The sequence below is a fragment of the Serratia sp. A07 genome (genome assembly GCF_058725505.1).
Map to the genome: position 1 here is coordinate 1 of NZ_JBZXDO010000004.1, position 25,503 is coordinate 25,503.

Consider the following 25,503-nt stretch of genomic DNA (forward strand, 5'->3'; position numbering starts at 1 on the left):
AGTAGGTTGTGATCTCAGATTACAAACCGGCCAAAATAATTGTCGCGAACCGGCCAGATTAATTGTCGTCAGATAAACGGCATAATGGTGATTGGAAAGTTTACTTTTCAACCACTCTTCCAGCGTGCTGAAGGCTGAAAAGAAGCTCTCGAACTTGGTGCTTGTCAGGGCGCCGACCAGGCTCATCATGTGCCGGTTTTCACCCAGCTCGGCAATGTCGGTGTTCAGAATTTCCCGGAAAGCGTAAGGCATGGCTTGAACACGCAAACCGTCCTTTACCGGGAGCAGAATTTTATCGGTTGTTTCATCACGGAAGAGCGATTCGGGGAGTTGGGCCATAAACAGCGGCAAAAAGCGGGCGTGTTTTTGATTTCTTGTCTTTTCTTTAATGCGCAGGATGGGGAACATAATTTGCAAAGGTTCAATATGCTCTATATTCCCTTTCCCATCTTTCTTGACGAAGCGCTTGCGCAGGTAGGCAAGGGTTGCCGGTGGCAGGGTGATAAAAACGCCGCGCTCATTCTCATCGCAATCTTGTTCGGACAGCATTAACTGTTGTGATTCGTGCAGTTCACTAGCTGATATTTTGCTTTTTTAGACACCGTTTAGCTTTATATACTCTTGCCATGCTTCTAGAACGATTCGTGAATCTTTACTTATCATTTTGAGCGTTCCTTGCACAAAAACTTCCTTTTTAGTCCCTGCGCGTCATCATATAAATAAAAATATTTTATATAATACGTGCTGTATTGAGGCTTGTGAAGCCTAGGGTTTTTAGTATTTTGCCTCGTTAGGCATTGTTTGGGGGGGCGTTCGGCGTCAGTAGAGTCAGACACTTTTCCTGTTTGATCGACTTCACAGGAGGGCTACTACGTTGTTACGAGCGTGGTTGTGCCTCTGCACGATGGATACCTGAATTCGAGAACAAGGTATGAAAAGGGAAGATTGCTGATGGTTCTGGAGGAAGTTTGGTTATTTGCTATGAGATAGTATGAAAGTTAAGACACCCGAGTTGAGTGTCTTTTACAAGTTTTCGGCATTGCATCAAAAGTGAATGATGAGAGAAATACGGCGGATAAACATTGCTTTCATGCATCTGCAACAGGTGATTATCCGCCAACTCGCTAAATTCTAATAGGGCAGGGAGTATATGTAAACAGGCCTTGAGCCAGGAGCTGATTTACCCCTGTTACCTGTTAAGTGCTGTTTTCCACCCTATTGCGACAATAAACCTGCTGATGTTATTTATGTTTCCGGCGTAGCCATTCGACTTCATCGGTTCCCGTTCTGTTCAGATTGGAAACAAGATTCCCAACACGTGTGATAGTATTGAGATCGTGTAAATCCCCAATCCATATATACTCGTTACAGTCAGCATCAAAAAAGTCTATTAGATCAGTCATTGTATTGTTAAACGATACTTTTTTGTTTTTTTCACTATCAAATAAAATATGCTTCAATTTATTAAATTTTGGTTGAGTACGAAGGTACATATAATTACCATTTTTAATGGAGTCTAATTCTTTCAGCTGGTCATGGAGTGTGTTATTGGATGCTTTCCCTTCATTTGTCAAACAATGGTCAACGATAAGTTTTTTTATTTCATCTTTTTTATTAGGAATGTGGTTTTTTATTTTGTTTTCTATAACGAATTTGTTTTTCGGGATGACAATGTCAAACTCCTTATCTATCTCTTGGTCTGTAACCATAACTTCATTAAGTATGACAAAAGAAAAATTAGTGATTTCTTCTATTCTTACTGTGTCACATTTTGGCGTAACACATAGAAGAAATTGATCTTTGTTTTTAGAGTAAATAAGCGAACCTTGGGTTAAGTATGGTGTTTCTGAAGTGCCAATAATATCTTTGAATGTACGCCTAAAGAGTGATAGTATTGAAAGCTCAACTGAGGATTCCACTACGTTTATATCACTTCTATTAAATATTGAAATTGCCTGCAAAAATGTTATTTTACTGGTGTCTTTATATGCATTGCACATTGCATTTTTCTTTGATTTCAAAATTTGGTACAACCTGCTTAAAAAACCATGTTGAGATAATTCAATCATCTCATTTAATTCACATTGATACTCGTTATTGCCATGTTTTATTTTTTTATCAAGTATTTCATTATGTTCTCTAATCCACTGTTCAATTGAGTCAGCTCCTAGTGTAGCATTGTCTATTCGTGAGATAGCAAGTATGTTTCTCATGTAAGAAACAAAGTTATCAAGCATAAATACTTCCGAGTCTTCAGGTTCAGGCAATAGAGCTCGATGCGCTAAATATGCAGTGTCAAGGTTTTTTCTAAAACGAGATATGATCCTTCCTGTATTTTTCCTGATAGATGCAGCTGATTTCATTGCAAAAACAGGAACCAAACCGTCTACTAAAACTGTAAACGAATTCAATGCTTGCTGTGGAATCTCGGATTCAGACATGGCTCGATCAGGAGTGAAACTATAGCCACCATGATTTTTATTATAAAAAGAAATTATGATGTTTTCCGAGCGGATTTCATAATCAGAGCTTCTATCTAGCTCATCGATATTTAGATAAGTGAATAACTCATCCCTCAAGTAATGTAAGTTGCTTTCACCAGTATAAACTATTATAGCTCTAACCCGTCCGCCATTTTTGTGGTCGCCTCGAAGTATTTCCTTCACTACTGCTTTACTATACTCTGGGTTACGATCTTTAAGAATCCAGTCTAGTATGATTATGTCCGCTTTGTCACAAACAGAACTTGTTCTTGATGCAAATGCTTCAGGGGTCTGACTATCTTCTATTTGAGGTTGGTAGATGCCAGCAACTATTCCCTCCTCAAAAAATGCATTAGTTAATGAGAATGTATCCAGAGAATGCGTGATATGTCCAGGGGGGACTGTTTCAATCGGTATCTCTTCAGACTCACTGGCTGAAAATGGATCGTTAGACGAAGGAATGACAAGATCCCTAGCAACAATGCCTTGATTATCTAAGCCAGCTCCGTCATCAATAATCATAACCGTGTGAATATATTCTTTTACAACACTTTTGCAATGTTCAGAAAATGAAGTCATTTTGAAATCTCCGTTTTCAAATTTTCAATTACGAAGCATGGAGAGTCGTCGTTATTGCCTCCACCAGCTAATTTAATGTCAAATCCTTCTCTATTGAGCGTTTCCTTGGAAATATAGAGCCCCATTCCTCTACCTAAATCTTTTCGAGAGAAGGTAAACTCAAAAATACGATCTCTATCTTCGATTTTAATTGCTGGACCATTATTATAAATAGTTAACGAGTCGCCATGAGTATCAAGTAGTATTTGCTTGTTAGGATTTTCAGTGGTGCGCTGTTTATTTAACCAGTAAATGGCATTGTCAATAACATTTATAAATACCGGTAAAAATGTAGAAGGATATACGTTGTTAATTTTATTTAAAAATTCATGTGTTGACTCGAATGAAATATTGTGTCGCCTCATTCTCTCTTCAAATATATCGATTAAGTAGCGGTATATTTCTTTTCCACTTAGATCAACTTTAGACCTATAAAGTCTTCTATTCAGTGGGGTGAACATTTTCAAATAGCCATCTAAATGAGAAAAGCTGTGATTAATATTGAAAAAAATATTATTTAGATTTGGGTTTTTGTCTGCCCATGGTTTAAGTGACTTAATGCTCTGCCTGACAGTTCTAACTGTGCTGCTGAACTCATGTTGAATAATTCCAATAGACATACCCAACTGTGCGAAATCAAAGTATTTATTAAGAGAGTCTCTAACATGCTCGTTTTCTGTTTCTAAGGCAATTAGAGTGTCAATAGATGAAATGCTATCGCTTTGCAAATCATCTATAATGTTTTCCACTGATTCACGTATTTTTCCTAAATACTCTTCTGTTTCATTCGACACTTCTTCCAGGCGTTTCTCCCATGTATTTACGAGTCTACTAGCTTCATCTTCAGATATCATATCTAACGAAGAGGAATTAATCTCGCTTATAACCATGTTAATTGAATTAGAGAGAGTTGATGTTTTTGAACGAACGGTCTCCTTAATTGAGTCATCTAATAGTGTAACATTATCCTTCATTGCCCTCTTAAATGAATTTATTGTTTTATTAAATACTCTCTTCTCTTCATTAACAATGTCAGTTACTTTTTCTCTTCTGCTAAATGATAGCGAATTATCATCCATGTATTTATTGATAATATCATCTAAATTATTTTTTCTTGGCGCTATTATCTCATGTTGTAACTTTTCTTTTAAAATGAGATAGCTTTCCCACTGTTTCAGTATCGATTTATTTAATCCAACATTCGGCTTTGATATTTTTATTTTTTTGTTGAAATCAAAAATCCTGGCCTGGTATTTTCGCCTAACTTCATTTACGAAGCTATATTTTTGTGAGACTGTCCAGTTATCATGACTAGTAAGTAATTCAGATGTAACTTCTTGAGTTATTTCACTAAGAATATCTGTAAATATATTTTTATTATAGTTAACAAAAAAACAATCCAGTTCCTCTTGGAAGGTTTCCTTTTTAAACCCAATCATCTTCCTTCTTTTATCTAATATTCTTTTTTGTTTTATTGACTCGTTATTAAAACGCTCCTTTATTTCCCAAAAACGATCGTTAACAGAGTTATTTCTAAAAAAATCAGAAGCCAACTGTTCAAAAAAATTAATTAATATGCTTTTGAATTCACGATATGCTATATTTTCTATCAAGCCTTCTCTACCAGCTTTTTCTATCAACATAGAGTTAACATCGTGCTCTATTTCAATGGCACCAAACATTAGTCTATATGAGAAAAATGCGGTGGAGGCCTTTTTACTTCTTCTTTCCTCTATTCGGAGAAAATCAAACTCTGGCTTTCCGTAAGGTAATACACGGATGCCATCTTTGTAAACATAGAGACCACCAAACATATTTAGTTTGGCTTTGATTTCTGTATATATTTGTGTTGGAACAGTACTCTCACTTGCATCCCCTTGCAGATAAGAAAACTTTATTTTAAATTTACCGCACTTAGTTTTAGAGCCGTAATTTTCATCCCAATTTATAATGTGATTGATGGGTTCTCCTTTATAAACGGTCACTGATCCTTTAAATTGCCCATACTCATCAAATTCACCTTCTATATAATGGTCCGCATTTCGTGCGTCGCCAGTAGTAAAAAAGACATTCTCTATGAGTTCTTCTACCTCAGCACTTCCTTTATGAGTGCGAAATTTAGTAGCCATTATTTGTTTATAGTTTTCATTTAGTGAGTTTGCAAAACCCACCAGAATTTTTTGCAACTCAGTTGTGTCGTTTTCATCTTGTTTTATATCTAAAGCAAGAGCTGGGTCACATGGCATTATTATAAAATGTGTTCCACGATGAAAACCATCTAAAAGAGGACTGTTATTATTCTCAGATGTTGTATTATTTTTGCGTTCTGAAATAGATTCATCCCAACTTTTAAATGTTGATTTTTGCAAGTTTGAAAATAATAATTCAGGTGAGAATTGAAATGAATTTAAATCGTGTTCAATTTTGTCATAAATACTCTGAGGAATTTTATTTTTTATATTATCCAGGTTTTCTATGATCTCGCCAGACATTGATTTAATATCAATTTGACTTGGGATTATCCCTAAAGGGAATGTCCTAATAGGAATCGCAATATCAGAAATACTTATATCTGGAATTTCGAATTGAGTCCAGTGGACAAGCGCAACCACCATATCGTGCATGCCATCATTGCGTTCCGCCCGACTTAAAACAAGGACTAGTCGCCCAATTGATGCTATTGCTAACCTGCCAATCCCTTTTTCGCCCATTAAGGGACGCTCTTCCATTCCAGCGGGTATATAAATAGATTTTCTATTTACTCCCAGTTTACTGGATGTCCCGATTGTGAGCCATTTATCAATGAAATCATCTTTGGTCATCCCTATCCCATCGTCTCGTAAAGTGAGCAAGTTTTGGGATTCAAAGAAATCTATTTCGACATTATTAGCATAAGCGTCATGCGCATTTTTGAACAGCTCATGAATTGCCGTAGGGATACCGGCAATTTGTTGCCTGCCTAACATGTCGACAGTTCTTGCGCTCACTCTCATTTGTGCCATGTTGTATACTCCCTTTTTATATAGATGCCTAACTATTAAAAATGATAGCTTTACACGCCCGTACCAAAATTTGTGCAATGAATGGGCTTGGTATTAAAACAGAGAAAAGAAGCATTATCCGTTTCCACCACATTGAGTGGTATGGTGGTTACGCCAATATGTTTAACCGCTATCGCTGGTTTACTTTCTCGTAACACCAAAAGATTACCTCTTTATGTTGATGCCCACTGCCGCTCTATGCTCCTGTTAGGAACCTAATCAAGTTTTTTATCAACTCTTTCCCTAACTCTACAGGGACAGCATTTCCTATTTGTCTAGACTGCTGAGTTGCGTTGCCGTAAAAAATGAAATTGTCCGGGAAGGTTTGCAGTCTTGCGGCATGCCGCATGGTAATGCCGTGGTCTTTCCAAGGGTGAACAAATCTTCCCTTGGATGGGTTGATGCAGCCTGTGGTAACAGTATTCGAAGGTTGATGAATCATGATTCTTCCGTACACATCCTTATGGCCGGTATGGGTTTCGTGGCAAGGCAGTACGCGATTTGAGTCCATTCGACTGCCGTTTAACGGCGTTGAACTGAAAACCTTGACCATTTCTGCCGAGTGCGTCATGTGAAAATTGAGTGAGTCTTTCTCGTCTACTTTGCAGCCAAAATCAAGATTTGCCAAGAGGCTATCGACTTGCGATTTTGAAAGTTTGGTCTTTGTCGAAAAATAGTCATGCCAGTAGCGATTTAAAACATTCTCAGGTGGCTGCTCAAAAACGCAAGATGCCGTTTTCCACTTGGGGATTTGCTTGCCACTTGGAGAGAAATGCGTCGGTTTTGGGGGGAATACGATAGTATCGGAAGCGATGTCGTGCCTAACGCCAAGGATAAATACCCGTTTGCGATTTTGCGGCACGCCAAAATCTCTAGCGTTAACCAGATCGCAAAATTTGATGATGTAACCATTTTCTTCGGCGTTTTGCTTAAGTGTTGCGAGATAAGACTCATGCCTCTTCCATAACAAACCCGCTACGTTTTCGATGAGAAACATCTTGGGACGGAGTGCGTGGACGAACTCGTAATACTTGAACAGTAGTTGATTGCGCGGGTCATCTACACCAGCATTATTGATCCTGTGGGTTGAAAATCCTTGGCACGGAGGACCGCCCAGCAAAAGATCGAGTTCACCCGGGGCAACGCTGACATCTTTCATAAATTTATCAAGATCTTTGATATGATTGATATCAGTGTTGTAGACCTTGGTGTTACTGCTCCCAAAGGTTTGTTTGATGTTTTTTTTATAGGTATTTGCCGCTGCTCCGTCAAACTCGACGGCCGCCAAGACGTTCATACCGCTTTGAAGCGCTGCTAGGGACAAGCCGCCTGCGCCGGCAAACAGATCGATAGCGGTCAGTTTTTTCTTCATTGTTGTTGTTCGATATGTATTAATCAAAATACTTTGATTATATCGAACGTGGTATCGATGCATAGCAAAAAGGCTTGTTCGGCGTCTACTTCTTTTCGCGCCGGTTCATTCATGTGTAGAACGAGCGGCATCATGCCAGTTAGGGCTGGTACCTGGCGATTCGGTACGTTCTTCATTCAAGCGTTTTAGTTCAAGTTATGACCTCATCTTCATGGCAGATTTTGAACTGTATTGAGATGAGAAAAATTCTCAACAAGAGTGGTAAGGATTAACTATCTAAGAAAGATAGATGCGCAAAATTTTCTTGCTGTAAGGCCCATTGAACTCGTGAACGTATCTGGAAGGTGCGTGCAGCTGAAGTATTACCCAGTATTTGAATTTTTTATAAGATGAGGTAGAAAAGTTAAATATTCAGCATTTACGTGAATTTAACTGGGGCAGTTTTGGGTAGAGATGATTGCGGATATGAGTATAGGCAGCTATATTGCAGAATGTGCTGGAGAACCATCGAGTAGACAGCCCTCTATAGAGAGCTATAAATTATTAATTATGTTTTTTATATGATTATTCTGAGCGTTTGAGTAACATAGGAGTATGGTTTTTAAGGTTGCTTACTCTCTTTTAATTTATATAATTTTTAATTAACAGGCTAGATATGGATAATGAATTTAAAAACAAACTCAATGTTAAATTAATGCGACTTCACTCTTCGATAGATAATCAAAGGGCCAATAAGACTTGTTTAAGGCGTTGGAGTGAATTCATTCGATTCAGAGACGGCTACCGGTGTGTTGTTTGCCATTCGATGAGTAGAGTTTCTGCGCACCATATTTGTCGTAAAAGTTTTTTAGAGGAAGCTAAGTTTTATACAGGGAACGGTATAACTCTTTGCATTGATTGTCATAAGGTTGCTCATAAAGGATTTAATGGAAAAGCAGATTATAATCAACCAATGGATGCGCAAGGGGGAGAAAAAATAGAAATCATGTTGGAACTGTATGAGGAATTAATCAATGACGCATATGAGAGAGGGTTGCTTTGTGATGAATATTATTTTTTAAGTGACTTGGTTTTATGTAAGTTCAAGTTACTGCAAGGTTATGACCCTTTTTCATCTTTCCCAGGTACACAGCTGGAACAAGCATATTTGATCTGGAGGCAATGCCCCTTACCGATGAGAAATGCTATTTTAGAAGCTAATGGCTTTTCTGCTACAACTGACTATCTACTTCCAGGAATGACAATAAGATATATTAATGGAGAGTGAGTTTTTTATTCTGAAGGTATCCGGATTAGAAAGTGTTTTTTGCTATTGTTGTTATAATGAAAAAGTTGTAATGTTCATGATGTTTTTCACCAATTATAAAATAAAAAAATTAATATTTGATGGTTAATTAATTGTTTATGGAAGGTGTGATTATTTAAAAGTTGCGGAGAACCTATTGATGGATAGAATAGATAATAGTACTAGATCCAGAATTATGGCTAGCGTGAAGAGTAAAAATACGCAATTGGAAATTATCGTGCGTAAGTTCTTACACGCACAAGGGTTTCGCTTCAGGCTTCATGACAGTTCTTTACCGGGTAAACCGGATGTCGTGCTTAAAAAGTATAGATTATGTATATTTATACATGGTTGCTTCTGGCATCATCATGATGGATGTCGCTTTGCCACAATTCCAAAAACTAACGTCGAGTTCTGGCGGAATAAATTTATAAAAAATAGACGGCGTGATATCCATAATAAAATAGTCTTGCTCGAAACTGGCTGGAGAGTTTTCGAGTTATGGCAGTGTGGTCTTAAAAATAATGATAAATCACTTGAATGGTTATCTAGTTATATTAAAAGCGACATTTGTACATTAAGCTGGCCTGATTATATATGCAGTAATGATAAATAAAATTTAATCACTTATAAATATATTATCTCTATGATAAGCCAAGTGCTTCCTGTCAGGATGACAACTTAATGGCAACCGAAGTTTTTTTCCTTCATACTTTTCAAAATTATCTACATAAATACTACTTTTTAACTTCTTAAGTTGCGGTGATAACACCAACTCCAACTTATCATCAAACGTAATGAGCCCACGGTCAAAAGCCTTATCATGTAGGCTGGACAGGCACAATCCGTTACTCGGGTTAAGACGTTGTTCGATTGAGTGGCTCCAAGGCAGGATATGGCTAGCGACCAGCAATGCGGGCTCTTCCAAGCCGGTCACGCAACAACGGTATTCATACACTTCAAGCACATTCTTGCGAAACAGGTTTTGATCAACGCGTGTTTTGACGGTAGAGATGCGTTCGCTGCCGCTGAAATCCTTTGGGCTCTCATTAAGCCCCGGCGTAACCGTTTCTTCTTCTAGGTGCTCCATCGCCAGCTGACATTGCTGATTGAACGCTTCGGTGTCGTGGCTCATTTCAAGCCATAACGCACGATCGGCGTTAGAGGCCCCTTTCAAACCGCTTCGACCAGATTCGATAATGTATGGATCCAAGCTAGCGAGGTTAACCAGCTTCATGGCTAACGCCGACGGCGTACGGTCAATCAATTTTGCATAGTGGATTATTTCGGGATTTCTCGAATGAAGTTTGCCAAACGGTATTTGGCTGTACAGAGTGAAAGCGATCAGTAATTCTTCTCTAGTCCAAAGTTTTGCAGCAGCCATACATCAATACCCAGCAGTTAACTCATCGATTTACCGAATGCGTTAACTATGCCAGGTAGGGGAGGAAATGCCTACCTTGATGAATGTTTTTGTTTTGATATGTCAGTCAGATCTATTGGAAATCGTGGGTGGGAAGGGCGACGAGTGCAGGCATCGCCCTGATTGCTATTTATGTTAGCCGCAGGCTTCCATCTCCCGCAGTGCCCGCCCATAAAGATTACACAACGCAGGAACCAGATGCGCCGTGGCGTTGAGATAGTGATTCAGCTGTTCCCAGCCTTCAGCGTCCAGCTGTGGGTGCTTTTGCAGCAAGTGGCCGAACAACATCAGGCCGTGGCACAGCCCTTCAGCCTGCTCGGCAGAGAGTGCGGCCAGGTCTAAGAGTTCTGAGGGATTGTAAGCGCTGAGATCGAGGTGGTTAAACAGTTGGCGGTAGAGGGTAAGGGTGCTTGTGGTGTTTTCGGTAATGGTGACATTATCCATGTGTCTTTATCCTTAGTGTGTAGTATGTGTACTACCACATGAGACGCTAAACCCATGGTGGTAGCCCAAGCGGAGTTAGCGTTACCGGACACGAAGGAAACCGGCGCTTCTTGCGAAGCCCCCACTTGGGCCACCATAATTCTGGATGTTTAAAGCCCCAACATTATATACATAATGCTGCCTTGTGTAAGTGTTCGGAACGCTAACTCCGGCTGCGGATTTGGCCGCAGCGGAAAAACTATAGCGTTATCAGTAAAAGGAAAAAATAAGCTGTATGGAATTACAGTTTGTTTGCTTTTAGGATTGGAATGTACCTCGCAATTCGGCATATCATCTTTGCGTCGAACTATCAGTCATCTATTCATGGATAATATTTCCTCATTAAGATTTATAAATAATGGAATATGATGAAAGCTAATTTCTTGCTGGCCATTGCAGGATCGATATTGTTAAGTACCTGTACTGGCGATCGTCTCGATCAGCGCTATTCGCCGGACATCCCTATCACCGTCCATACTAAAGCGAATGGCAACATCTGCATCTATCCGTCACCAAAGGAAAACGAGAGGCAAGATACGCTCTATCTCAGCGGTGATACGGATGATAAATTGATTGAGGTGGGGAATCAGAATCTGAAAAAGGGCATTTGCGTTACCCAAGAAGATTACCCGTTTCAGGAAAATCATATCTACAGCATGAGGCTAAATTTCGTACCGATAGAGAAGCGCAGAAATCTGCAGGATGTTTCCGGCAGGGCCTTTATTGCTCACTTCAAAGTGAAAAGATTCAATAATCACTTTGCTATCGAAAACATCCAATAACGAGGCGCTCTATTGAAATACAGTGCTTCAGTATTGACCGAACCTTGCAGATAAGGTGCCGGTTAATTCGGCGTTAACCGTTCCAGTATTTATCCTTTCTAGAGCTTATGTTAATCATACGGCTTTGCTAATTCACGGATGAACGAACATGGCGAATGAAGATAAGTTGCGTATTGCCCTGTCGCCGGTGCAGCTTGCGGCGGTGCTGTCTGATGAGAGTGTCACTGAAGGTGAAACGCTCAGTAACCGTCTGCTTGGCGGTTTGGGGCTTGCCGGTGGTGTCGTTGAGCTGATGGGGGCTGGGGTGTTGTGCTATGCGCCGGATCCGACGTTTATCACCAAGGTCGGGTGCGTGGTGGTGGGAACGCATAGCCTGGACAGCATCAAGGCCGCTTCCAATCAGATGATTACCGGGCAGCCAACGATGACTGATACTTATCAGTCTGCCGTTTTATTGGCGCAAACACTGGGTGCCGATCGGGAAGCGGCCTATAACGTCGGTTTAACGGTCGATATTGCCGTGCCTTTTGTCTTTGCCGGAGCGGTTGGCGCAGCCAGAGTCGCATCCGTGCGCATGGGGCGGGTTAAGCTGATTGAGCATGAGTCCCCTGCGGGGATGAAATCGGGTGGGCATACCATTAAACGTCATGTTGGGATGACGAAAGAGCAACTGTTAGAGCGTTTAAAAAATCCACGAGTGAACAAAGCCTCTTCGTTTAAATCATTAGGGGCCGCGGAGGTCGCCGTCAGCTCGGCGTTAAAAGCCAATAAAGAGTGGATAAGACTGTGGGCCACGAATCCTGCCGGAAGGCCAAATCTTGAATTGACCCATATTATGTCCAGCGATATTGGTTATGGCCTGAGTAAAAATTCAACGCAATTAGTGAGAACATCGCGATTAAAGGTCGTGTTGCACTATCAGCAGTTTCAAGGTAAACCCTACTTCATACTGACAGCGTTTCCCGACTTTTGAGGTAATGATGAGATTGCACGGAGACTTCAGCGAACTCAGTAAGTTATTCAGTATTTACTTCGGTCAGGATTATGATCTGTTTACTGATGCCGAAACGGCCGAGGGTGTGATTGACGGCTTTCTGGAGCAAAACGGCACTCAAGTCATCCGCGATATCCTCGAGGAGACTAAAGAGTTTCAGGCTACTTATGCAGGGCGTTTAGACGAAGGCATGGCGGAGCATTTTTCAGATGAGTTTGTGCCAGAGAGCTGGGGCACTACCGCGGTGGTGTTCTTTGCCATGTTGCAACGAAAAGCGGAACAAAAGCTGGGCAGTTTTAATTAACGTAGAGGATGGCGAGTTATTCGAGCTTGGATCTCGGCCTGGCGTTGTAATGCAACGCACACGCATTAGTGGCAAACCTGATTTTATCCTTAGCGCCTTCCCTGCGAGATAAGCCGATGAAAACCAGCGAACTTGATAATCTGATCGTCGTTTATTTTGGCCAAGATTATGACCTGATAAATGCAGAGGGCGATATTACTGCGCTGATCGCAGAGTACATTCGTCTGGCGACTCATCAGCAGCGCGAGGCTTTGATCAATGAGCTCGATGAGCTACTGGCGCAGGATACTGTGGAGTCATTCTTCAACCAACGTTTCGAGTTTACCTTCAGCCCCGAGTTATGGGGCACAACGGTTCCCGCGTTTTTGCAGCAGGTGCGTAGTGCCCTCGTGAAGTCATTGACGCATACCAAATGAAGTCCCAGCGTCAGAGGTAGTCATGAAACGGATCTTCCCCCTCGCATTCCCCTTCCTGCTAGCAGGCTGTCCGTCGATAGGCGATCGTACCCCTGTAGACTATCCCGCCACCGCCAACCTGCGTGAGGGCAAAGTATGCATCACCGTTCAGCCGCAGGGAGACGAAAAGCTCGCGGGTATCTCGATCTACCGATTGGATGAGGCGCAGAACCGCACATTCAAATTCTTCGAGCCGCTACGTGATATCGCCCCCCATCAGTGCGTTCCTGATGAAGGCTACGTATTTACGCCGGGGCAGCAGTACCATTTCTCCGCGAAGCTGGTCTCCCAGAAGAAACAACAGGCAGGTGAGTTCCCTTCTGCACGTGAGTTCGTCGCTGAATTTGCCTTACAACAGGCAGGAAGCAAACTACGGCTAATGCCTCTCCCCCCACCCCGTTAGCGCCATAAGCCCATAAAGGAGCCCACCCACAGGCTCCCATATCCAAACCCCGCTTACCCCAGCCCCCCAATCCTGCCCCGAATCTCCTCCTCCGGCAGGTTCACACCAATAAATACCAAGGTGCTCCGGCGTTCCTCATCAGGCAGCCACTCCCGATCCCAGTCGGCGTTATACAGCCGCTGTACGCCCTGGAACAGCAGGCGGCGCGGCTCGTCTTCGATAGACAGAATGCCTTTGTAGCGCAGCAGGTTGTCGGCGTATTCCAGCAGCAGGCCTTCCATCACGTCGGAGATTTGCATCAGCGGCAGCGGGCGCTCCAGCGTCACCACGATCGAGCGGATGTCGCTCTGTGGCTGCGGGATGCGGCGGAACAGCGGGGCGGGCGGCGTCAGGTTGAGTTTGTCGTTCAGCGTAAAGCCTTCGATGTCGAACAGCACGCTCAGATCGATGTCGCCGTGCGTCACCTTGTAGACCGGCGCGCGGGCGTTCATCCGCTGCAGCCGCTGGATCAGCGCTTCGCAGTCCGGCGCCACGTCGGTTTTGGTCAGCAGGATGCGGTCGGCGTAGCCCACCTGCGCCTGGACGATGCTGAACTGGCTCAGCTGCTGCTCGGCGTGGGCCGCGTCCACCAGGGTGATGATGCCGTCCAGCAGGAAGCGTTCGCACAGGATTTCGTGCGAGAAAAAGGTCTGGGTAATCGGGCCGGGATCGGCCATGCCGGTGCATTCGATGATCAGCCGATCGAACGCCAGCTGGCCGCTGTCGACGCCGTCCAGCAGATCCAGCAGCGCGTCCGCCAGTTCGTTGGACTTGCTGCAGCAGATACAGCCGTTGCTCAGGGTGGTGATGCGGCTGGCGCGATCGCCGATCAGCGCGTCGTCGATCGGTACCTCGCCGAACTCGTTCTCGATGACCGCGATTTTATAGCCGTGTTCGGCGTTCAGGATATGGCGCAGCAGGGTGGTTTTGCCGGCGCCCAAAAAGCCGGTCAGGATGGTGACTGCAATGGGTTTCATACGGATCCTTGTGACTGCGGGTTAACAGCAGCGCATGCCGCCTTTGCCGTCGCCGCCGTAGCGCGCTTGCTGGCGCTCGCGGAAAAATTCTTTATAGGTCATCACCGGCTTGTCCGGGTGGTTGTCTTTCATATGCTGGACGTAGGTATCGTAGTCAGGCACGCCCACCAACATGCGCGCCGCCTGCCCGAGGTACTTCCCCGCCTGGCCGAGATTTCCGAACATAGTTTCTTACTCCCAAATACCCTGCTTACCCTTCGTCTTTCGAACCGCAGCGGTGTTGGCTGCACTCCCGAACCCCAGTCACTTACTTGAGTAAGCTCCTGGGGATTCGCGCACTTGCCGCCTTGCTGCGGTCCGAAATCCTTTGGGTACCGGTTAACTTTCATGTCGGTACTGCATAACTGATTTTATTATGCAGGGTATCCGTTAAATCACATCAATGCTGGGTCGAAACTTTGACCTCCCCCTCAGTTACGCCGTCGGCGGGCGCGGCCTGCGGCACCGGCACGTAAGGCGTTTCCTGGTCGGTGCGTTTCGGGTTCTTGTGCGCCGCCAGCGCGGTTTTCACCCCGTAGAAGATGATGCTGTACACCACCAGCAGGAACAGAATGCTCAGCCCGGCGTTGGTGTAGTTGTTCACCACGATGTGGTTCATGTTGGCGATCTGCTGGGCGCTCAGCTCGGCGCCGCCTTCGGCGATCTTGCGCTTGTACTCGCCAGCCAGGAAGAAGAAGCCTTCCAGCTGCGGGTTGTCGCTGAACAGCTTCAGCCCCAGCGCGTAGGTGGTGCAGATCAGCAGCCACACCGCCGGCAGCACGGTCACCCAGATGTATTGGGTGCGCTTCATCTTAATCAGTACCACGGTGCCCAGCACCAGCGCCACGGCGGCCAGCATCTGGTTGGAGATGCCGAACAGCGGCCACAGGCTCTTCACGCCGCCGAGCGGATCCACCACGCCCTGATACAGCAGGTAGCCCCACAGCCCGACGCAGCCGGCGGTACCGACGATGCCGGCCACCAGCGAGTCGGTTTTCTTCAGGAACGGCACGAAGTTGCCCAGCAGATCCTGCAGCATAAAGCGCCCGGAACGGGTGCCGGCGTCCAGCGCGGTCAGGATGAACAGCGCCTCGAACAGAATGCCGAAGTGGTACCAGAAGCCCATGTTGGCGCCCGGAATGATCTGGTGGAACACGTGGGCGATGCCCACCGCCAGCGTTGGCGCGCCGCCGGCGCGGTTCAGCACCGAAGGTTCGCCGATGTCGGTGGCGGTCTGCAGGATCTGTTCCGGGCTGATGACGAAGCCCCAGGAGCTGACCGCCGCCGCCGCGTGCACGGTCACGTCCTTCAGCGAAGCCATGATCATCGGCGCGTCTTCGGTGCCCAGGCGGTGCAGGTCCGGCATGGTGATGCCCAGCGCCGCCGGCGGGGTGTTCATGGCGAAGTACAGGCCCGGCTCGATGATGGAAGCCGCCACCAGCGCCATGATGGCGACGAAGGACTCCATCAGCATCGCGCCGTAGCCGATAAAGCGCGCGTCGGTCTCATTGGCCAACAGCTTCGGCGTGGTGCCGGAGGCGATCAGCGCATGGAAGCCGGAGACCGCGCCGCAGGCGATGGTAATGAACAGGAACGGGAACAGGGTGCCTTTCCACACCGGGCCGGTGCCGTCGACGAACTGGGTCACCGCCGGCATTTTCAGCTCAGGGTTGAGGATCACGATGCCGATCGCCAGCCCGACGATCACGCCGATTTTCAGGAAGGTGGCCAGGTAGTCGCGCGGCGCCAGGATCAGCCACACCGGCAGCAGGGCGGAGACGAACGCGTAGCCGATCAGCGTGAAGGTGATGGTGGTGTCTTTAAAGGTCAGCGCCGGGCCCCAGTACGGGTCGTGCGCCACCACGCCGCCGAACCAGATGGCGGCCACCAGCAGCACGATGCCGATGACTGACACTTCACCCACGCGGCCGGGGCGCAGATAGCGCATGTAGATGCCCATAAACAGTGCGATCGGCACGGTGGAGCAGACGGTGAACACGCCCCACGGGCTTTCCGCCAGCGCTTTCACCACGATCAGCGCCAGTACCGCCAGGATGATGATCATGATCAGGAAGCAGCCGAACAGCGCGATGGTGCCCGGTATCGGCCCCATCTCTTTTTTGATGATCTCACCGAGCGAGGCGCCGTTGCGGCGCGAGGAGATGAACAGCACCATAAAGTCCTGCACCGCCCCCGCCAGCACCACGCCGCCCAGCAGCCACAGCGTGCCGGGCAGGTAGCCGACCTGCGCGGCCAGCACCGGCCCCACCAGCGGCCCGGCGCCGGCGATGGCGGCGAAGTGGTGGCCGAACAGCACGTTCTTGTTGGTCGGCACGTAGTTCAGGCCGTCGTTGTTGACCACCGCCGGGGTGGCGCGACCGGCGTCCAGCTTCATCACCTTGGTGGCGATGTACAGGCTGTAGTAGCGGTAGGCCACCAGATACACCGCCACCGAAGCGACGACGATCCACAGCGCGCTGATGTGTTCGCCGCGGCGCAGCGCCACCACGCCGAGGCAGGCTGCGCCGAGTATCCCCAGCAGCATCCACGGAATGTGCTTTAAAATCCCCTCTCGTTTCATGAGGTATCCTTAATTCCAGTCTGCAAAATATGAATGAACTCATCCGCTTGTAAGAGATGTCAGAGTGGCGCGGTGAGCCGTAGCGTCTTTCCCGAGGTAAGGCGGGTTTAGGAACAGCTCATCATCGCCGGGGGTAAGGGGGGAAGACAGGCGTATTTCGGTCAGCGGTCAGATTCGCCGGGTGAACGGTTGGATTGGCGGGGTGAGCGGTTGGCGGCTGGTTTCATCATGTTTTGAATATAGTGGCGCAGTTGTGTCGGGTGAGAATCGTATATACCCTGCGTTAGGCAACGTATGGAAAAGGATAAAGACATGGAAGAACAAACAGAAGGCGTCAGCAGTGAAATGCGCGTCAAAATAAAAAAGGTGTTGCGCGAAATAGAAGCGCGATATGACGTAAGAGTGTTATATGCCTGCGAGTCCGGCAGCCGTGGATGGGGATTCGCCTCGCCGGACAGTGATTACGACGTGCGTTTCTTGTATGTGCATCGGCCTGAATGGTATTTGCGCGTTGAGACGCAGCGTGACGTGATCGAGCTGCCGATAGATGATGAGCTCGACGTCTGCGGGTGGGAATGGCGCAAGTCGCTCGGCCTGTTAAAGCGAGCTAACCCGACGTTGATCGAATGGCTGGATTCACCGGTGGTTTATCGGCAGGATGCTGAAAGTGTAGAGGCGCTGAAAGGCGTCGTACCTGAGTGGTTTTCCGCAACGCGAGCACGCTGGCATTATCTTTCCATGGCGCGTAAAAATTTCCGCGGCTACTTACAAGGCGAGGAAGTTCGCCTAAAAAAATATTTCTACGTTCTGCGGCCACTGCTGGCCGTCCTTTGGATAGAAGCGGGCAAAGGGGTGCCGCCAATGCGTTTCGATCACCTGCTGGCTGGAACGGTGAGCGATCCATTGTTGTTAGCGGAAATTCATGCCTTGTTGACGGTCAAAAAAAGAGCCGGAGAAGCAGAATACGGTCCCCGTAGGGAGCTGATACACGCGTTTATTCTGCAAGCGCTTAAGGCTCATGAACAACCGGCTGAATTACCTGATAGCTGCGCGCGCAGTGATTTCTCGCTCGACGAATTGCTTTATAAAACCGTCATGGCGTAATGGTCGTGTGGGTTGCCGATGAGGGGGCATTGGAGGGCGTAATAATCCCTTTCTGTGCTGTTGCATTGGCAATCACCGCCAGGCTGCCGCTGTTGCCAATGCAGACCCCGGAATAACCGGCCGGCTTTAACCCCCTGTTTTTCAGTTCGCTTACCGGGTGCCGAACGTTTCCGGCAGCCTGTCTTCTCAGGCCGTCTGCATGGCCTGCAGCAGGTGGATAAACGCGGCGCTGAGCGGCGGCGTGGCCGGCTCATGGCGGGTAAAGACGTAAAAGCGCGCGCTGATGTCGATCTCCTGCGTCGGGATTTTCTGCAGGTGCAGCTGCGGGGCGTAGTGTGCGACCACCCGATCGCTCAGCAGTGCGATATAGCCTTGCTGCCTGACCAGGCACCAGGTCGCCAGAAAGGAGTCGGTCTCGACGATCTGGCCGTGCGGCGTGTAGCGTTCGGCGATCTCGCGGATGGCGGCATGCCCCACCGAGCAGGAGCGCGGCACCACCCATTTGGCCTCGGCCGGCGGCTGCCCGGCCGCGCTAAGGTCGCCTCCCTGATAGAGCGAGAAGCGCTCGCTCTTCAGCGCCTGCATCGCCAGATCGGCGCCGCCCGCTGCGCCGTTCAGGCTGCTGACCGCCAAATCCAGCTCGCAGTTTCTCAGCCGGGCCAGCAGGCCTTCCGGGCCGTCCTCCACCACCGTCACCCGGGTATGTGGGTAGCGGCGGTTGAAGCCTTCGAGCACCTGCGGCAGGTAGCACAGCAGCGGATCGACGCTCATCCCTACCCGCAGGCGCTTCTCGCCGTCGGCACTCAGGCCGCGCAGCTCGTCAAACGCGTTGAGCAACTGATTGGTGGCGGCGTCTATCCGCCGGTAAAACAGCTCGCCGACCGCCGTCAGGCGTACGCCGCGGTTGCTGCGCTCCAGCAGCCGCGCGCCGATGGTCATTTCCAGCTCTTTAAGCACCCGGCTGAGCGTCGGCTGCGAGATGGCCAGCTTTTTCGCGGCCTCGTGCAAACTCCCACAGTGGACAATGTCTTTGAACATCGTTAGATGAGCCAGTTTCGGCATAGTTTTCATGGTTGATCTCCCTGGAAGTGAAAGGCATCAGCCGGAGCCGGCGATGCGGCTGTAATAGGCCTGTTTCATCATGCTGTCGTTCAGCAATTTATTGATGGTCTGGTCGAGCACCGGCGTGGTGACGGAGGCCGGCATCAGCGTGGCGGTGATCTCCACGTCGTCGTCGCCAAAGGGTTCGATATCCAGATGCGAGATAAAGCAGTTTTCCCCTTGCAGCACCTGTTTGAATTTGGCCAGCGCCTCACGCTGCTCATGCTCGAAGGCAATGACGCAAATCTGGTAGGTAGACTCGCCGTTAAGGTCATTGAAGGGCTGTTTGTTGACCATATTGACCAGCGGGCGCAACAGGGTGTTGGCGGCGAGCACGAACAGCGTGTCGGCCAGCGCATCGCCGTACAGGCCGCAGCCGGCGCAGGCGCCGACCGCCGCGGAGCCCCAGAGCGTGGCGGCGGTGTTCAGGCCGCGGATGTTCATCCCTTCCTTCATGATGGCTCCGGCACCGAGAAAGCCGACGCCGGAGACCACGTAGGAGATGACGCGCACCGCGCCGCCGCTACCGTCGATGGTCATGGCCAGATGGACGAAGATCGCCGCGCTGGTGGCCACCAGCGTGTTGGTGCGCAGCCAGGCGGTGCGCTGGCGGAACTGTCTTTCGTAGCCGATGGCCGCGCCCAGGATGGACGCGGTCAGCAGCGTCAGCAGTGTATGAATGAAATGCATGATAATAACTCGATGTATTATCCGCTTATCATGAGCCACCCGTGGTGGGGTAACTCTTGATAAACAGGTAGTTAAGTTGGCGGGGGTCCGTCCCGCCAGTCTAGGGCGACGCTCAATGCGCGGCGGCGATCTGCCGGCTGAGCGTCTCGCTGATTTTGTCCGTCAGCGGCTGCATCCCCTCGCGGGTGCGCGCCTCGCGGCGCTGCGTGATGTGATAGCAGCCGTCGAGGGTGCCGGCGCCCAGCAGGAGGATGCGGTCAGACATCATCACCGCCTCCTCTACGCTGTGGGTGACCAGCACGATGGAGCGGGTTTTGATCTGGCGCGTGCTCCAGATACGCAGCAGATCGCTGCGCAGGTGTTCGCCGGTATAGACGTCCAGCGCGGAAAAGGGTTCGTCCAGCAACAGCAGCATCGGTTCTACCGCCAGCGCGCGCGCGAAGCCGACCCGCTGGCGCATGCCGCCGGAAAGCTCGCGCGGGTAAGCGTCGCGGTAGGGCGTGAGCCCGACCAGATCGAGCATTTTCAGCGTCTGGGCTTCGACCACCTGAGGCGGCAGATCCTGCGCCTGCAGCCCGAAGGCGATATTTTGGTAAACGTTCAGCCACGGGAAAATGGCGAAGGTCTGGAACACCATGTTGATCTGCGGATTCGGCCCCGAGACTTTTTTATCCCCTAGCATCACGCTGCCCAGATCCGGCGCGATCAGGCCGGAAAGCATGCGCAGCAGGGTGGATTTACCCGAGCCGGACTGCCCCAAAATGCTGACGACCTCATTGTCGTAAAGGCGCAAATTGATTTCATTCAGCACCAGACGTTTTTCTTTACCGGTAGGCTGAACGCTTTTGCTGACGTTATTGACCGTCAGCAGCGTGGTTTTTTTTACCATCATGATTCGTCTCCACCCAATTAAAAATATGAGCATGGATAAAGGGCCGATATTTATCGCCGGGCAGGCGTAAAATAAATGCGGGTGCAAATAAGCCTGACCGTTATCGGACTGTTAATACGCTTATGCTGGAGGGGTTAGCCCATCGGGCGTGCCGGTGCGGCATGCGCGCAGGCCAGAGGCTGAAGGGTAAAGCGAAGGGATGCTATAACTGACTCATATCCTGACACTTTCAGGATGCAATGGGATGACTATTGCTCCTGTGACCTCAGCGATTCCAACAATAAAATAAACAACCAACTGTCGCCGTCCATATCATTCTCCCGTTATTTTTCGTGTGGCCATAATACGCGTGCCATAGCCTGTTATTCAATGTGGTTACGCCGAATTATGGCGGCAAAATGTAATTTAATATGAATGCGGGAAAGATTTTCTTTATTCATTAAACGGGGCGTAAACAGAAAGTGCCAGAATGAATATAGGCATCATTTTATGGAAATATAAACCTGAGTTAAACGAGAGAATAAGGGGGCGGACGAAAGTTAAATCATGAACCGGCCGGAGAGCGCCCTCCGGCCGGGATGGGGATCAGAACTGATACATGATGCCGGTTTCGACGATGTCGTCGGCGCCGGCGCCGACGGCGTTCTGCCGTTGCAGCAGGTTGAGTTTGTACTCTACGTAGGTCGACATGTTGGCGTTGAAGCTGTAATTCAGCGCCAGATCCAGGTATTTAACCAGATCGGCATCGCCGATGCCGGGCAGGTTGCGGCCGCGCGTTTGCAGGTAGGCCAGCGAGGGCGTGACGCCGGAATCGAAGTGATACTGCGCGACCGCCTCAATAGCGTCCGCGCGGGGGGCGAAGCCGGCGTAGCGATCGCCGTCGACGTAGGTCATGTTCTCGGTGCGCGCGTAGCTTGCCGCCAGGTAGAGGTTGTCCTGGTCGTATTTCAGCCCCAGCGTCCAGGCCCGGGCGCGATCGCCGTCAGCCAGGCCGAAGCGCTGTTGCGCCAGCGTGCGCGCAGAGTTGGCGTAGGCGCCGCCAACGTTGAGCCCCACGCCGGTGTCGTAGGTGGCGGAAAAGGCGTAGCCATCGCCGTTTTGCGTCTGGATATCCTTCGCCCGTTGAGCGTCGTCCCCCCGATTCTTCCCCTGATATTGCAGGCCGAGATCCAGGCCGTCGACCAGACCACCCAGGCTGCGGTTGTGGTAGGTCAGCAGGCCGTTGGCGCGGCCGGTCATAAAGTTGTCGGCCGCTTCGTAGCTGTCGTTGCCGAATTCAGGCAGCACGTCCGTCCAGCCGGCCACGTCATACAGCAGGCCGTAGTTGCGGCCGTAATCCAGGCTGCCCCAGGGGCCGAACGTCAATCCGGCAAAGCCCAGGCGGGTATAGCTGTCGCCCGGTCCGGCGCTTTCCGGCTGATCGAGCCCTGCCTGATATTCCCACTGCCCATACCCCGTCAGCGCGTCGCCGATCTGCGTTTCGCCTTTGAAACCGAAGCGGGTATAGGAGCGGTCGCCGTTATTGTCGGCGTCGCTGCTGAAGTAATGCACGCCGTTCAGCTGGCCGTACAGATCCAGTTTATTGCCGTCTTTATTGACGATTTCCGCGCCGCTGGCGGCGGCCGGCAGCAGGATGAGCAGCGTCATCAGCACGCTTTTATGGTTCATTTCAGTTCCCCAAGTGGATGAAAACAGGGCCGTTAACCGGCCGATTGCGCTTGCGCGATTTTTTTGTACAGACAGCTGCGGATCCGCTCGGTGAGGTGCCGCAGGCTTTCCCGGTTGCGCGCCGCACGCGGGAGGTTGACGCTGAATTCGTCGTCGATCCGTTTGCTGGTTGCGTCCAGGATCAGCACCCGATCGGACATCAGCACCGCTTCTTCGACGTCGTGCGTCACCATCACCATGGCGCGCGTGCGCAGCCGGTTGTCTCCCCACAGCGCCAGCAGGTCGCCCCGCAGTTTTTGCGCGGTAAAGATATCGAGGGCGGAGAAGGGTTCGTCCAGCAGCAAGAGGTCGGGCTCTACCGCCAGCGCCCGGGCGAAGCCCACCCGTTGACGCATGCCGCCCGAGAGCTCGCGCGGCCAGGCGTGCTCATAGCCGGTCAGGCCCACCAGGCGCAGCAGCGCTCCCAGCCGCTCGGCGATCGTCTGCGGCGGCAGCCGTTGCGCCAGCAGCCCGAAGGCGATGTTGTCGTACACCGTTAGCCAGGGATAGAGCGCGTAGGACTGAAACACCATGCCGACGTTGGTGCTCGGGCCGTCGACCGGTTTGCCCGCCAGCGTGAGCGTGCCGCTGTCCGCTGGGATCAGCCCGGCCAGCATGCGCAGCAGCGTGGACTTGCCCGAGCCGGATTGCCCCAGAATGGTGACGAACTCGCCGGCGTGCACGGTCAGCGTCACGTCGCGCAGCACGGGTTTGGGGCGCTTGTTTTCGCCGATAAACGTCTTGTTCAGCCGGCGGGCGCTGATAATCACGTCTTGAGTCACCATGTTATTCCCCCTTGATCAGTCATATTTGAATTTGGTTTCCGCGATGCGGTACAGCGGTTGCCAGACGAAGATGATGCACAGCGCCACCAGCGCGCACATCGCGGCGCAGCCCAGCGCGGACTCCGGGTTCTTGCCGGCGTCGGTGACGACGGAAATGAACGCGCCCAGCCCGGTGGCGCTGAGGGTGGTGCTGCCCCACTGGATCACCTCGGCGGCGATGGCGCTGTTCCAGGCGCCGCCGGCGGCGGAGATGATGCCCGTCACGATGTAGGGGAAGATCGCCGGCAGCATGTAGTAGCGCCACCAGCGGAAGCGGCGCAGGCCGAAGGTTTCGCTGACTTCGGTGATCTGCGTCGGAATGGCGGAAACGCCGGCGATCACGTTAAACAACACGTACCACTGGGTACCCAGCATGATCATCGGGATGGCCCACCAGCCGAGATCCTGATGATAAATGGCGATGAAGGCGGCGATCAGCGGGTAGAAAATGTTGGGCGGAATGGCCGCCAGGATCTGGATGATCGGCTGGAAGATCTTCACCAGCCGCGGATTCATGCCGATCCATACCCCCAGCGGCGTGAAGATCGCCACGCTGAGCAGCATGGCCGCGGCCACGCGCGCGGTGGTGAGCAGCATCCATTCCGGCAGCATGGCGAAGTACTGTTTGGGGAAGTATTCCCACAGCCGGTAACCGAACCAGACGCAGGCCAGCACCACGCCGAGATACCACAGGCTGCGCCACAGCCAGTTTCCCTTGGCGGCGAGTCTGAACAGGCGGTGCAGGCCGAGGGCGTACCACAGCCGCGGCAGCTTGAACAGCCACAGGTCAGCCAGCGCGCGCAGCGTGCGGCCGAGCGCCGTGCCGACGTGCGAGAAGGCCAGGCTGTTGTAGAACCACGGATTGCCGAGCGGCCGGCTGGCGGTGACGTCTTCGTATTTGAAGCGCGCGGTATAGCGCACCAGCGGGCGGAAAACCAGCTGATCGAGCAGCACGATGTTGGCGGCCAGCGCGACGATCGCATACAGGATCGCCGGCACGTTCTGCTGCGCCAGCGCTTCGGCGATGTAGGAGCCAACGCCGGGCAGTTCGACCGAGCGATCGCCGACCGGAATGGCTTCGGAGGCCACCAGGGCGAACCAGGCGGCGGATTGCGACACCATGGCGTTCCACAGCAGGCCCGGCACCGAATAGATGAACTCCAGCCGCCAGAAGCGTTGCCACGGGTTGTAATTGAAGCTGCGGGCGGCTTCATCCAGCTCCTTGGGCACGATGCGCAGCGTCTGATACAGCGTCAGCATCATGTTCCAGGCTTGGCCGGTAAACACCGCGAAGATGGCGGTGCACTCCAGCCCCATCACGCTGTGCGGGTAGAGGTTGAGAAAATACACGGTCGTGAAGGTCAGGAACCCCACCAGCGGCACCGACTCCATAAAGTTGACGAAGGGCAGGATCACCCGGCGCAGCGGCGTATAGCGCGCGGCCAGCACGGCGAATACCACAGAAAACAGCAGCGACCAGGCCATGCCGAGGAGAAAGCGCATGCTGGTTCTGAGCGAATAATAAAGCAGGTTCCAGGCATCAAGACTGATGGCAGAGACGTTTTGTTCATTGAAGTCACCGTGCATGTCACCCCAGGCACGAATAAAAAAGGCAATGAAAAAAACACCGATGGCGATAACGATAAAGTCGTTTAAATAAGACTTTCTGAAAACAGATGTACCCCGGTTATTTTGCATAACGCAATACCTTATTTTTCCCATACGAAATCCGTCGCCGCTCGGGGAATATGCCCGGCGACACCAGATAAATACCGCCGTAGCGGTTGAGACAGACGTTGTTTTCGCAGCGGGGCGATGGGCGGGCCGGCAGAGCGGGAAAGGCCGTCAGAAGGGGAGCGGTTGCCGCATTCCGTGTCTTTCAGAATGCAACCTGGATGGCATTACT

The 25,503-nt window shown here is 50.1% G+C and carries 23 protein-coding genes and 1 pseudogene; 8 read left to right on the top strand and 16 right to left on the bottom strand.

Annotation, left to right across the window (positions count from 1 at the left end; translation table 11 throughout):
- The 4 genes and pseudogenes from AC4PR2_RS05395 to AC4PR2_RS05410 form a co-directional block, all read right to left on the bottom strand.
- Positions 1–549 (bottom strand): annotated as a pseudogene (locus tag AC4PR2_RS05395) (hypothetical protein); the annotation flags it as partial.
- A 692-nt stretch (positions 550–1,241) separates the two neighbouring features.
- Positions 1,242–3,062: a response regulator receiver domain gene (locus tag AC4PR2_RS05400; protein WP_492174932.1), complete on the bottom strand. Its 1,821-nt coding sequence runs from the start codon at positions 3,060–3,062 to the stop codon at positions 1,242–1,244.
- A complete protein-coding gene (locus AC4PR2_RS05405; protein ID WP_492174933.1) occupies positions 3,059–6,103 on the bottom strand; it encodes an ATP-binding protein in 3,045 nt (1,014 codons plus the stop codon). Before AC4PR2_RS05405 ends, AC4PR2_RS05400 begins: the two co-directional genes overlap by 4 nt.
- A gap of 235 nt (positions 6,104–6,338) precedes the next feature.
- Entirely contained in the window at positions 6,339–7,514 is a 1,176-nt protein-coding gene (locus AC4PR2_RS05410; RefSeq protein WP_492174934.1) for a DNA cytosine methyltransferase, read from the bottom strand.
- Positions 7,515–8,169: 655 nt separating this feature from the next.
- On the opposite strand from AC4PR2_RS05410, the gene AC4PR2_RS05415 reads away from it, so the two are divergent.
- Positions 8,170–8,781, top strand: coding sequence for an HNH endonuclease (locus AC4PR2_RS05415; RefSeq protein ID WP_308379311.1), 612 nt, complete (start codon positions 8,170–8,172; stop codon positions 8,779–8,781).
- A 178-nt stretch (positions 8,782–8,959) separates the two neighbouring features.
- Positions 8,960–9,415 carry a very short patch repair endonuclease gene (locus AC4PR2_RS05420; RefSeq protein ID WP_492174935.1) on the top strand — a complete coding sequence of 152 codons (456 nt, stop codon included), beginning with the start codon at positions 8,960–8,962 and terminating at the stop codon, positions 9,413–9,415.
- 3 nt (positions 9,416–9,418) lie between these two features.
- On the opposite strand, the gene AC4PR2_RS05425 is transcribed toward AC4PR2_RS05420, so the two are convergent.
- The 3 genes from AC4PR2_RS05425 to AC4PR2_RS05435 all read right to left on the bottom strand — a co-directional run bounded on the left by AC4PR2_RS05425 (position 9,419) and on the right by AC4PR2_RS05435 (position 10,803).
- Positions 9,419–10,183, bottom strand: coding sequence for an HNH endonuclease (locus AC4PR2_RS05425; RefSeq protein ID WP_492174936.1), 765 nt, complete (start codon positions 10,181–10,183; stop codon positions 9,419–9,421).
- 174 nt (positions 10,184–10,357) lie between these two features.
- A complete protein-coding gene (locus tag AC4PR2_RS05430; protein WP_492174937.1) occupies positions 10,358–10,666 on the bottom strand; it encodes a hypothetical protein in 309 nt (102 codons plus the stop codon).
- Complete coding sequence (locus AC4PR2_RS05435) at positions 10,561–10,803, bottom strand: ash family protein (RefSeq protein WP_197757265.1); 243 nt, start codon at positions 10,801–10,803, stop codon at positions 10,561–10,563. Before AC4PR2_RS05435 ends, AC4PR2_RS05430 begins: the two co-directional genes overlap by 106 nt.
- 270 nt (positions 10,804–11,073) lie before the next feature.
- Between AC4PR2_RS05435 and AC4PR2_RS05440 the strand changes: the two genes are divergently transcribed.
- The 5 genes from AC4PR2_RS05440 (at position 11,074) to AC4PR2_RS05460 (ending at position 13,643) form a co-directional block, all read left to right on the top strand.
- Positions 11,074–11,487, top strand: a complete 414-nt coding sequence (locus AC4PR2_RS05440; RefSeq protein ID WP_492174938.1) for a putative T6SS immunity periplasmic lipoprotein — start codon at positions 11,074–11,076, stop codon at positions 11,485–11,487.
- Positions 11,488–11,635: 148 nt separating this feature from the next.
- Positions 11,636–12,460 (top strand): RNase A-like domain-containing protein, encoded by an 825-nt coding sequence (locus AC4PR2_RS05445; RefSeq protein ID WP_492174939.1) that lies wholly within the window; start codon positions 11,636–11,638, stop codon positions 12,458–12,460.
- Positions 12,461–12,464: 4 nt separating this feature from the next.
- A complete protein-coding gene (locus tag AC4PR2_RS05450) occupies positions 12,465–12,785 on the top strand; it encodes a contact-dependent growth inhibition system immunity protein (protein ID WP_197757259.1) in 321 nt (106 codons plus the stop codon).
- 116 nt (positions 12,786–12,901) lie between these two features.
- On the top strand, positions 12,902–13,201 hold the full coding sequence (locus tag AC4PR2_RS05455; RefSeq protein ID WP_492174940.1) for a contact-dependent growth inhibition system immunity protein: 300 nt from the start codon (positions 12,902–12,904) through the stop codon (positions 13,199–13,201).
- A gap of 22 nt (positions 13,202–13,223) precedes the next feature.
- On the top strand, positions 13,224–13,643 hold the full coding sequence (locus AC4PR2_RS05460; RefSeq protein WP_492174941.1) for a putative T6SS immunity periplasmic lipoprotein: 420 nt from the start codon (positions 13,224–13,226) through the stop codon (positions 13,641–13,643).
- 53 nt (positions 13,644–13,696) lie between these two features.
- Here the strand turns inward: AC4PR2_RS05460 and yjiA are convergent, their stop codons facing one another.
- The 3 genes from yjiA to AC4PR2_RS05475 form a co-directional block, all read right to left on the bottom strand.
- Positions 13,697–14,659, bottom strand: a complete 963-nt coding sequence (yjiA, locus tag AC4PR2_RS05465; protein WP_492174942.1) for a GTPase — start codon at positions 14,657–14,659, stop codon at positions 13,697–13,699.
- Between the two features lie 21 nt (positions 14,660–14,680).
- A complete protein-coding gene (locus AC4PR2_RS05470; protein WP_004953088.1) occupies positions 14,681–14,884 on the bottom strand; it encodes a YbdD/YjiX family protein in 204 nt (67 codons plus the stop codon).
- A 214-nt stretch (positions 14,885–15,098) separates the two neighbouring features.
- Positions 15,099–17,279 carry a carbon starvation CstA family protein gene (locus AC4PR2_RS05475; protein ID WP_060443706.1) on the bottom strand — a complete coding sequence of 727 codons (2,181 nt, stop codon included), beginning with the start codon at positions 17,277–17,279 and terminating at the stop codon, positions 15,099–15,101.
- Between the two features lie 312 nt (positions 17,280–17,591).
- On the opposite strand from AC4PR2_RS05475, the gene AC4PR2_RS05480 reads away from it, so the two are divergent.
- Entirely contained in the window at positions 17,592–18,383 is a 792-nt protein-coding gene (locus tag AC4PR2_RS05480) for a nucleotidyltransferase domain-containing protein (RefSeq protein ID WP_060422081.1), read from the top strand.
- Between the two features lie 186 nt (positions 18,384–18,569).
- Here AC4PR2_RS05480 and AC4PR2_RS05485 read toward each other — a convergent pair whose 3' ends face one another.
- From AC4PR2_RS05485 to AC4PR2_RS05510, 6 genes are all read right to left on the bottom strand, one after another.
- Positions 18,570–19,454 carry a LysR family transcriptional regulator gene (locus tag AC4PR2_RS05485; protein ID WP_198635769.1) on the bottom strand — a complete coding sequence of 295 codons (885 nt, stop codon included), beginning with the start codon at positions 19,452–19,454 and terminating at the stop codon, positions 18,570–18,572.
- Between the two features lie 27 nt (positions 19,455–19,481).
- The gene (locus AC4PR2_RS05490) at positions 19,482–20,174 is read right to left on the bottom strand and encodes an MgtC/SapB family protein (protein WP_492174943.1); all 693 of its coding nucleotides are present in this window, start codon (positions 20,172–20,174) and stop codon (positions 19,482–19,484) included.
- 112 nt (positions 20,175–20,286) lie between these two features.
- Complete coding sequence (locus tag AC4PR2_RS05495; RefSeq protein ID WP_084826908.1) at positions 20,287–21,066, bottom strand: ABC transporter ATP-binding protein; 780 nt, start codon at positions 21,064–21,066, stop codon at positions 20,287–20,289.
- A gap of 585 nt (positions 21,067–21,651) precedes the next feature.
- On the bottom strand, positions 21,652–22,734 hold the full coding sequence (locus AC4PR2_RS05500; RefSeq protein ID WP_419426300.1) for a porin: 1,083 nt from the start codon (positions 22,732–22,734) through the stop codon (positions 21,652–21,654).
- A 32-nt stretch (positions 22,735–22,766) separates the two neighbouring features.
- A complete protein-coding gene (locus AC4PR2_RS05505) occupies positions 22,767–23,558 on the bottom strand; it encodes an ABC transporter ATP-binding protein (RefSeq protein ID WP_443014653.1) in 792 nt (263 codons plus the stop codon).
- A 15-nt stretch (positions 23,559–23,573) separates the two neighbouring features.
- Positions 23,574–25,184, bottom strand: coding sequence for an ABC transporter permease (locus AC4PR2_RS05510; protein ID WP_226908225.1), 1,611 nt, complete (start codon positions 25,182–25,184; stop codon positions 23,574–23,576).
- Positions 25,185–25,503 lie beyond the last annotated feature (319 nt).

Bases quoted from the DNA above. Each gene is read 5' to 3' on its own strand.
- AC4PR2_RS05440 (WP_492174938.1), top strand. From the start codon at position 11,074: ATGAAAGCTAATTTCTTGCTGGCCATTGCAGGATCGATATTGTTAAGT.
- AC4PR2_RS05475 (WP_060443706.1), bottom strand. From the start codon at position 17,279: ATGAAACGAGAGGGGATTTTAAAGCACATTCCGTGGATGCTGCTGGGG.
- AC4PR2_RS05400 (WP_492174932.1), bottom strand. From the start codon at position 3,062: ATGACTTCATTTTCTGAACATTGCAAAAGTGTTGTAAAAGAATATATT.
- AC4PR2_RS05415 (WP_308379311.1), top strand. From the start codon at position 8,170: ATGGATAATGAATTTAAAAACAAACTCAATGTTAAATTAATGCGACTT.
- AC4PR2_RS05470 (WP_004953088.1), bottom strand. From the start codon at position 14,884: ATGTTCGGAAATCTCGGCCAGGCGGGGAAGTACCTCGGGCAGGCGGCG.
- AC4PR2_RS05435 (WP_197757265.1), bottom strand. From the start codon at position 10,803: ATGGTGGCCCAAGTGGGGGCTTCGCAAGAAGCGCCGGTTTCCTTCGTG.
- AC4PR2_RS05500 (WP_419426300.1), bottom strand. From the start codon at position 22,734: ATGAACCATAAAAGCGTGCTGATGACGCTGCTCATCCTGCTGCCGGCC.
- AC4PR2_RS05410 (WP_492174934.1), bottom strand. From the start codon at position 7,514: ATGAAGAAAAAACTGACCGCTATCGATCTGTTTGCCGGCGCAGGCGGC.
- AC4PR2_RS05445 (WP_492174939.1), top strand. From the start codon at position 11,636: ATGGCGAATGAAGATAAGTTGCGTATTGCCCTGTCGCCGGTGCAGCTT.
- AC4PR2_RS05510 (WP_226908225.1), bottom strand. From the start codon at position 25,184: ATGCACGGTGACTTCAATGAACAAAACGTCTCTGCCATCAGTCTTGAT.
- AC4PR2_RS05425 (WP_492174936.1), bottom strand. From the start codon at position 10,183: ATGGCTGCTGCAAAACTTTGGACTAGAGAAGAATTACTGATCGCTTTC.
- AC4PR2_RS05490 (WP_492174943.1), bottom strand. From the start codon at position 20,174: ATGCATTTCATTCATACACTGCTGACGCTGCTGACCGCGTCCATCCTG.
- AC4PR2_RS05480 (WP_060422081.1), top strand. From the start codon at position 17,592: ATGGAAGAACAAACAGAAGGCGTCAGCAGTGAAATGCGCGTCAAAATA.
- AC4PR2_RS05460 (WP_492174941.1), top strand. From the start codon at position 13,224: ATGAAACGGATCTTCCCCCTCGCATTCCCCTTCCTGCTAGCAGGCTGT.
- yjiA (WP_492174942.1), bottom strand. From the start codon at position 14,659: ATGAAACCCATTGCAGTCACCATCCTGACCGGCTTTTTGGGCGCCGGC.
- AC4PR2_RS05430 (WP_492174937.1), bottom strand. From the start codon at position 10,666: ATGGATAATGTCACCATTACCGAAAACACCACAAGCACCCTTACCCTC.
- AC4PR2_RS05505 (WP_443014653.1), bottom strand. From the start codon at position 23,558: ATGGTGACTCAAGACGTGATTATCAGCGCCCGCCGGCTGAACAAGACG.
- AC4PR2_RS05405 (WP_492174933.1), bottom strand. From the start codon at position 6,103: ATGGCACAAATGAGAGTGAGCGCAAGAACTGTCGACATGTTAGGCAGG.
- AC4PR2_RS05485 (WP_198635769.1), bottom strand. From the start codon at position 19,454: ATGAAAACTATGCCGAAACTGGCTCATCTAACGATGTTCAAAGACATT.
- AC4PR2_RS05455 (WP_492174940.1), top strand. From the start codon at position 12,902: ATGAAAACCAGCGAACTTGATAATCTGATCGTCGTTTATTTTGGCCAA.
- AC4PR2_RS05420 (WP_492174935.1), top strand. From the start codon at position 8,960: ATGGATAGAATAGATAATAGTACTAGATCCAGAATTATGGCTAGCGTG.
- AC4PR2_RS05495 (WP_084826908.1), bottom strand. From the start codon at position 21,066: ATGATGGTAAAAAAAACCACGCTGCTGACGGTCAATAACGTCAGCAAA.
- AC4PR2_RS05450 (WP_197757259.1), top strand. From the start codon at position 12,465: ATGATGAGATTGCACGGAGACTTCAGCGAACTCAGTAAGTTATTCAGT.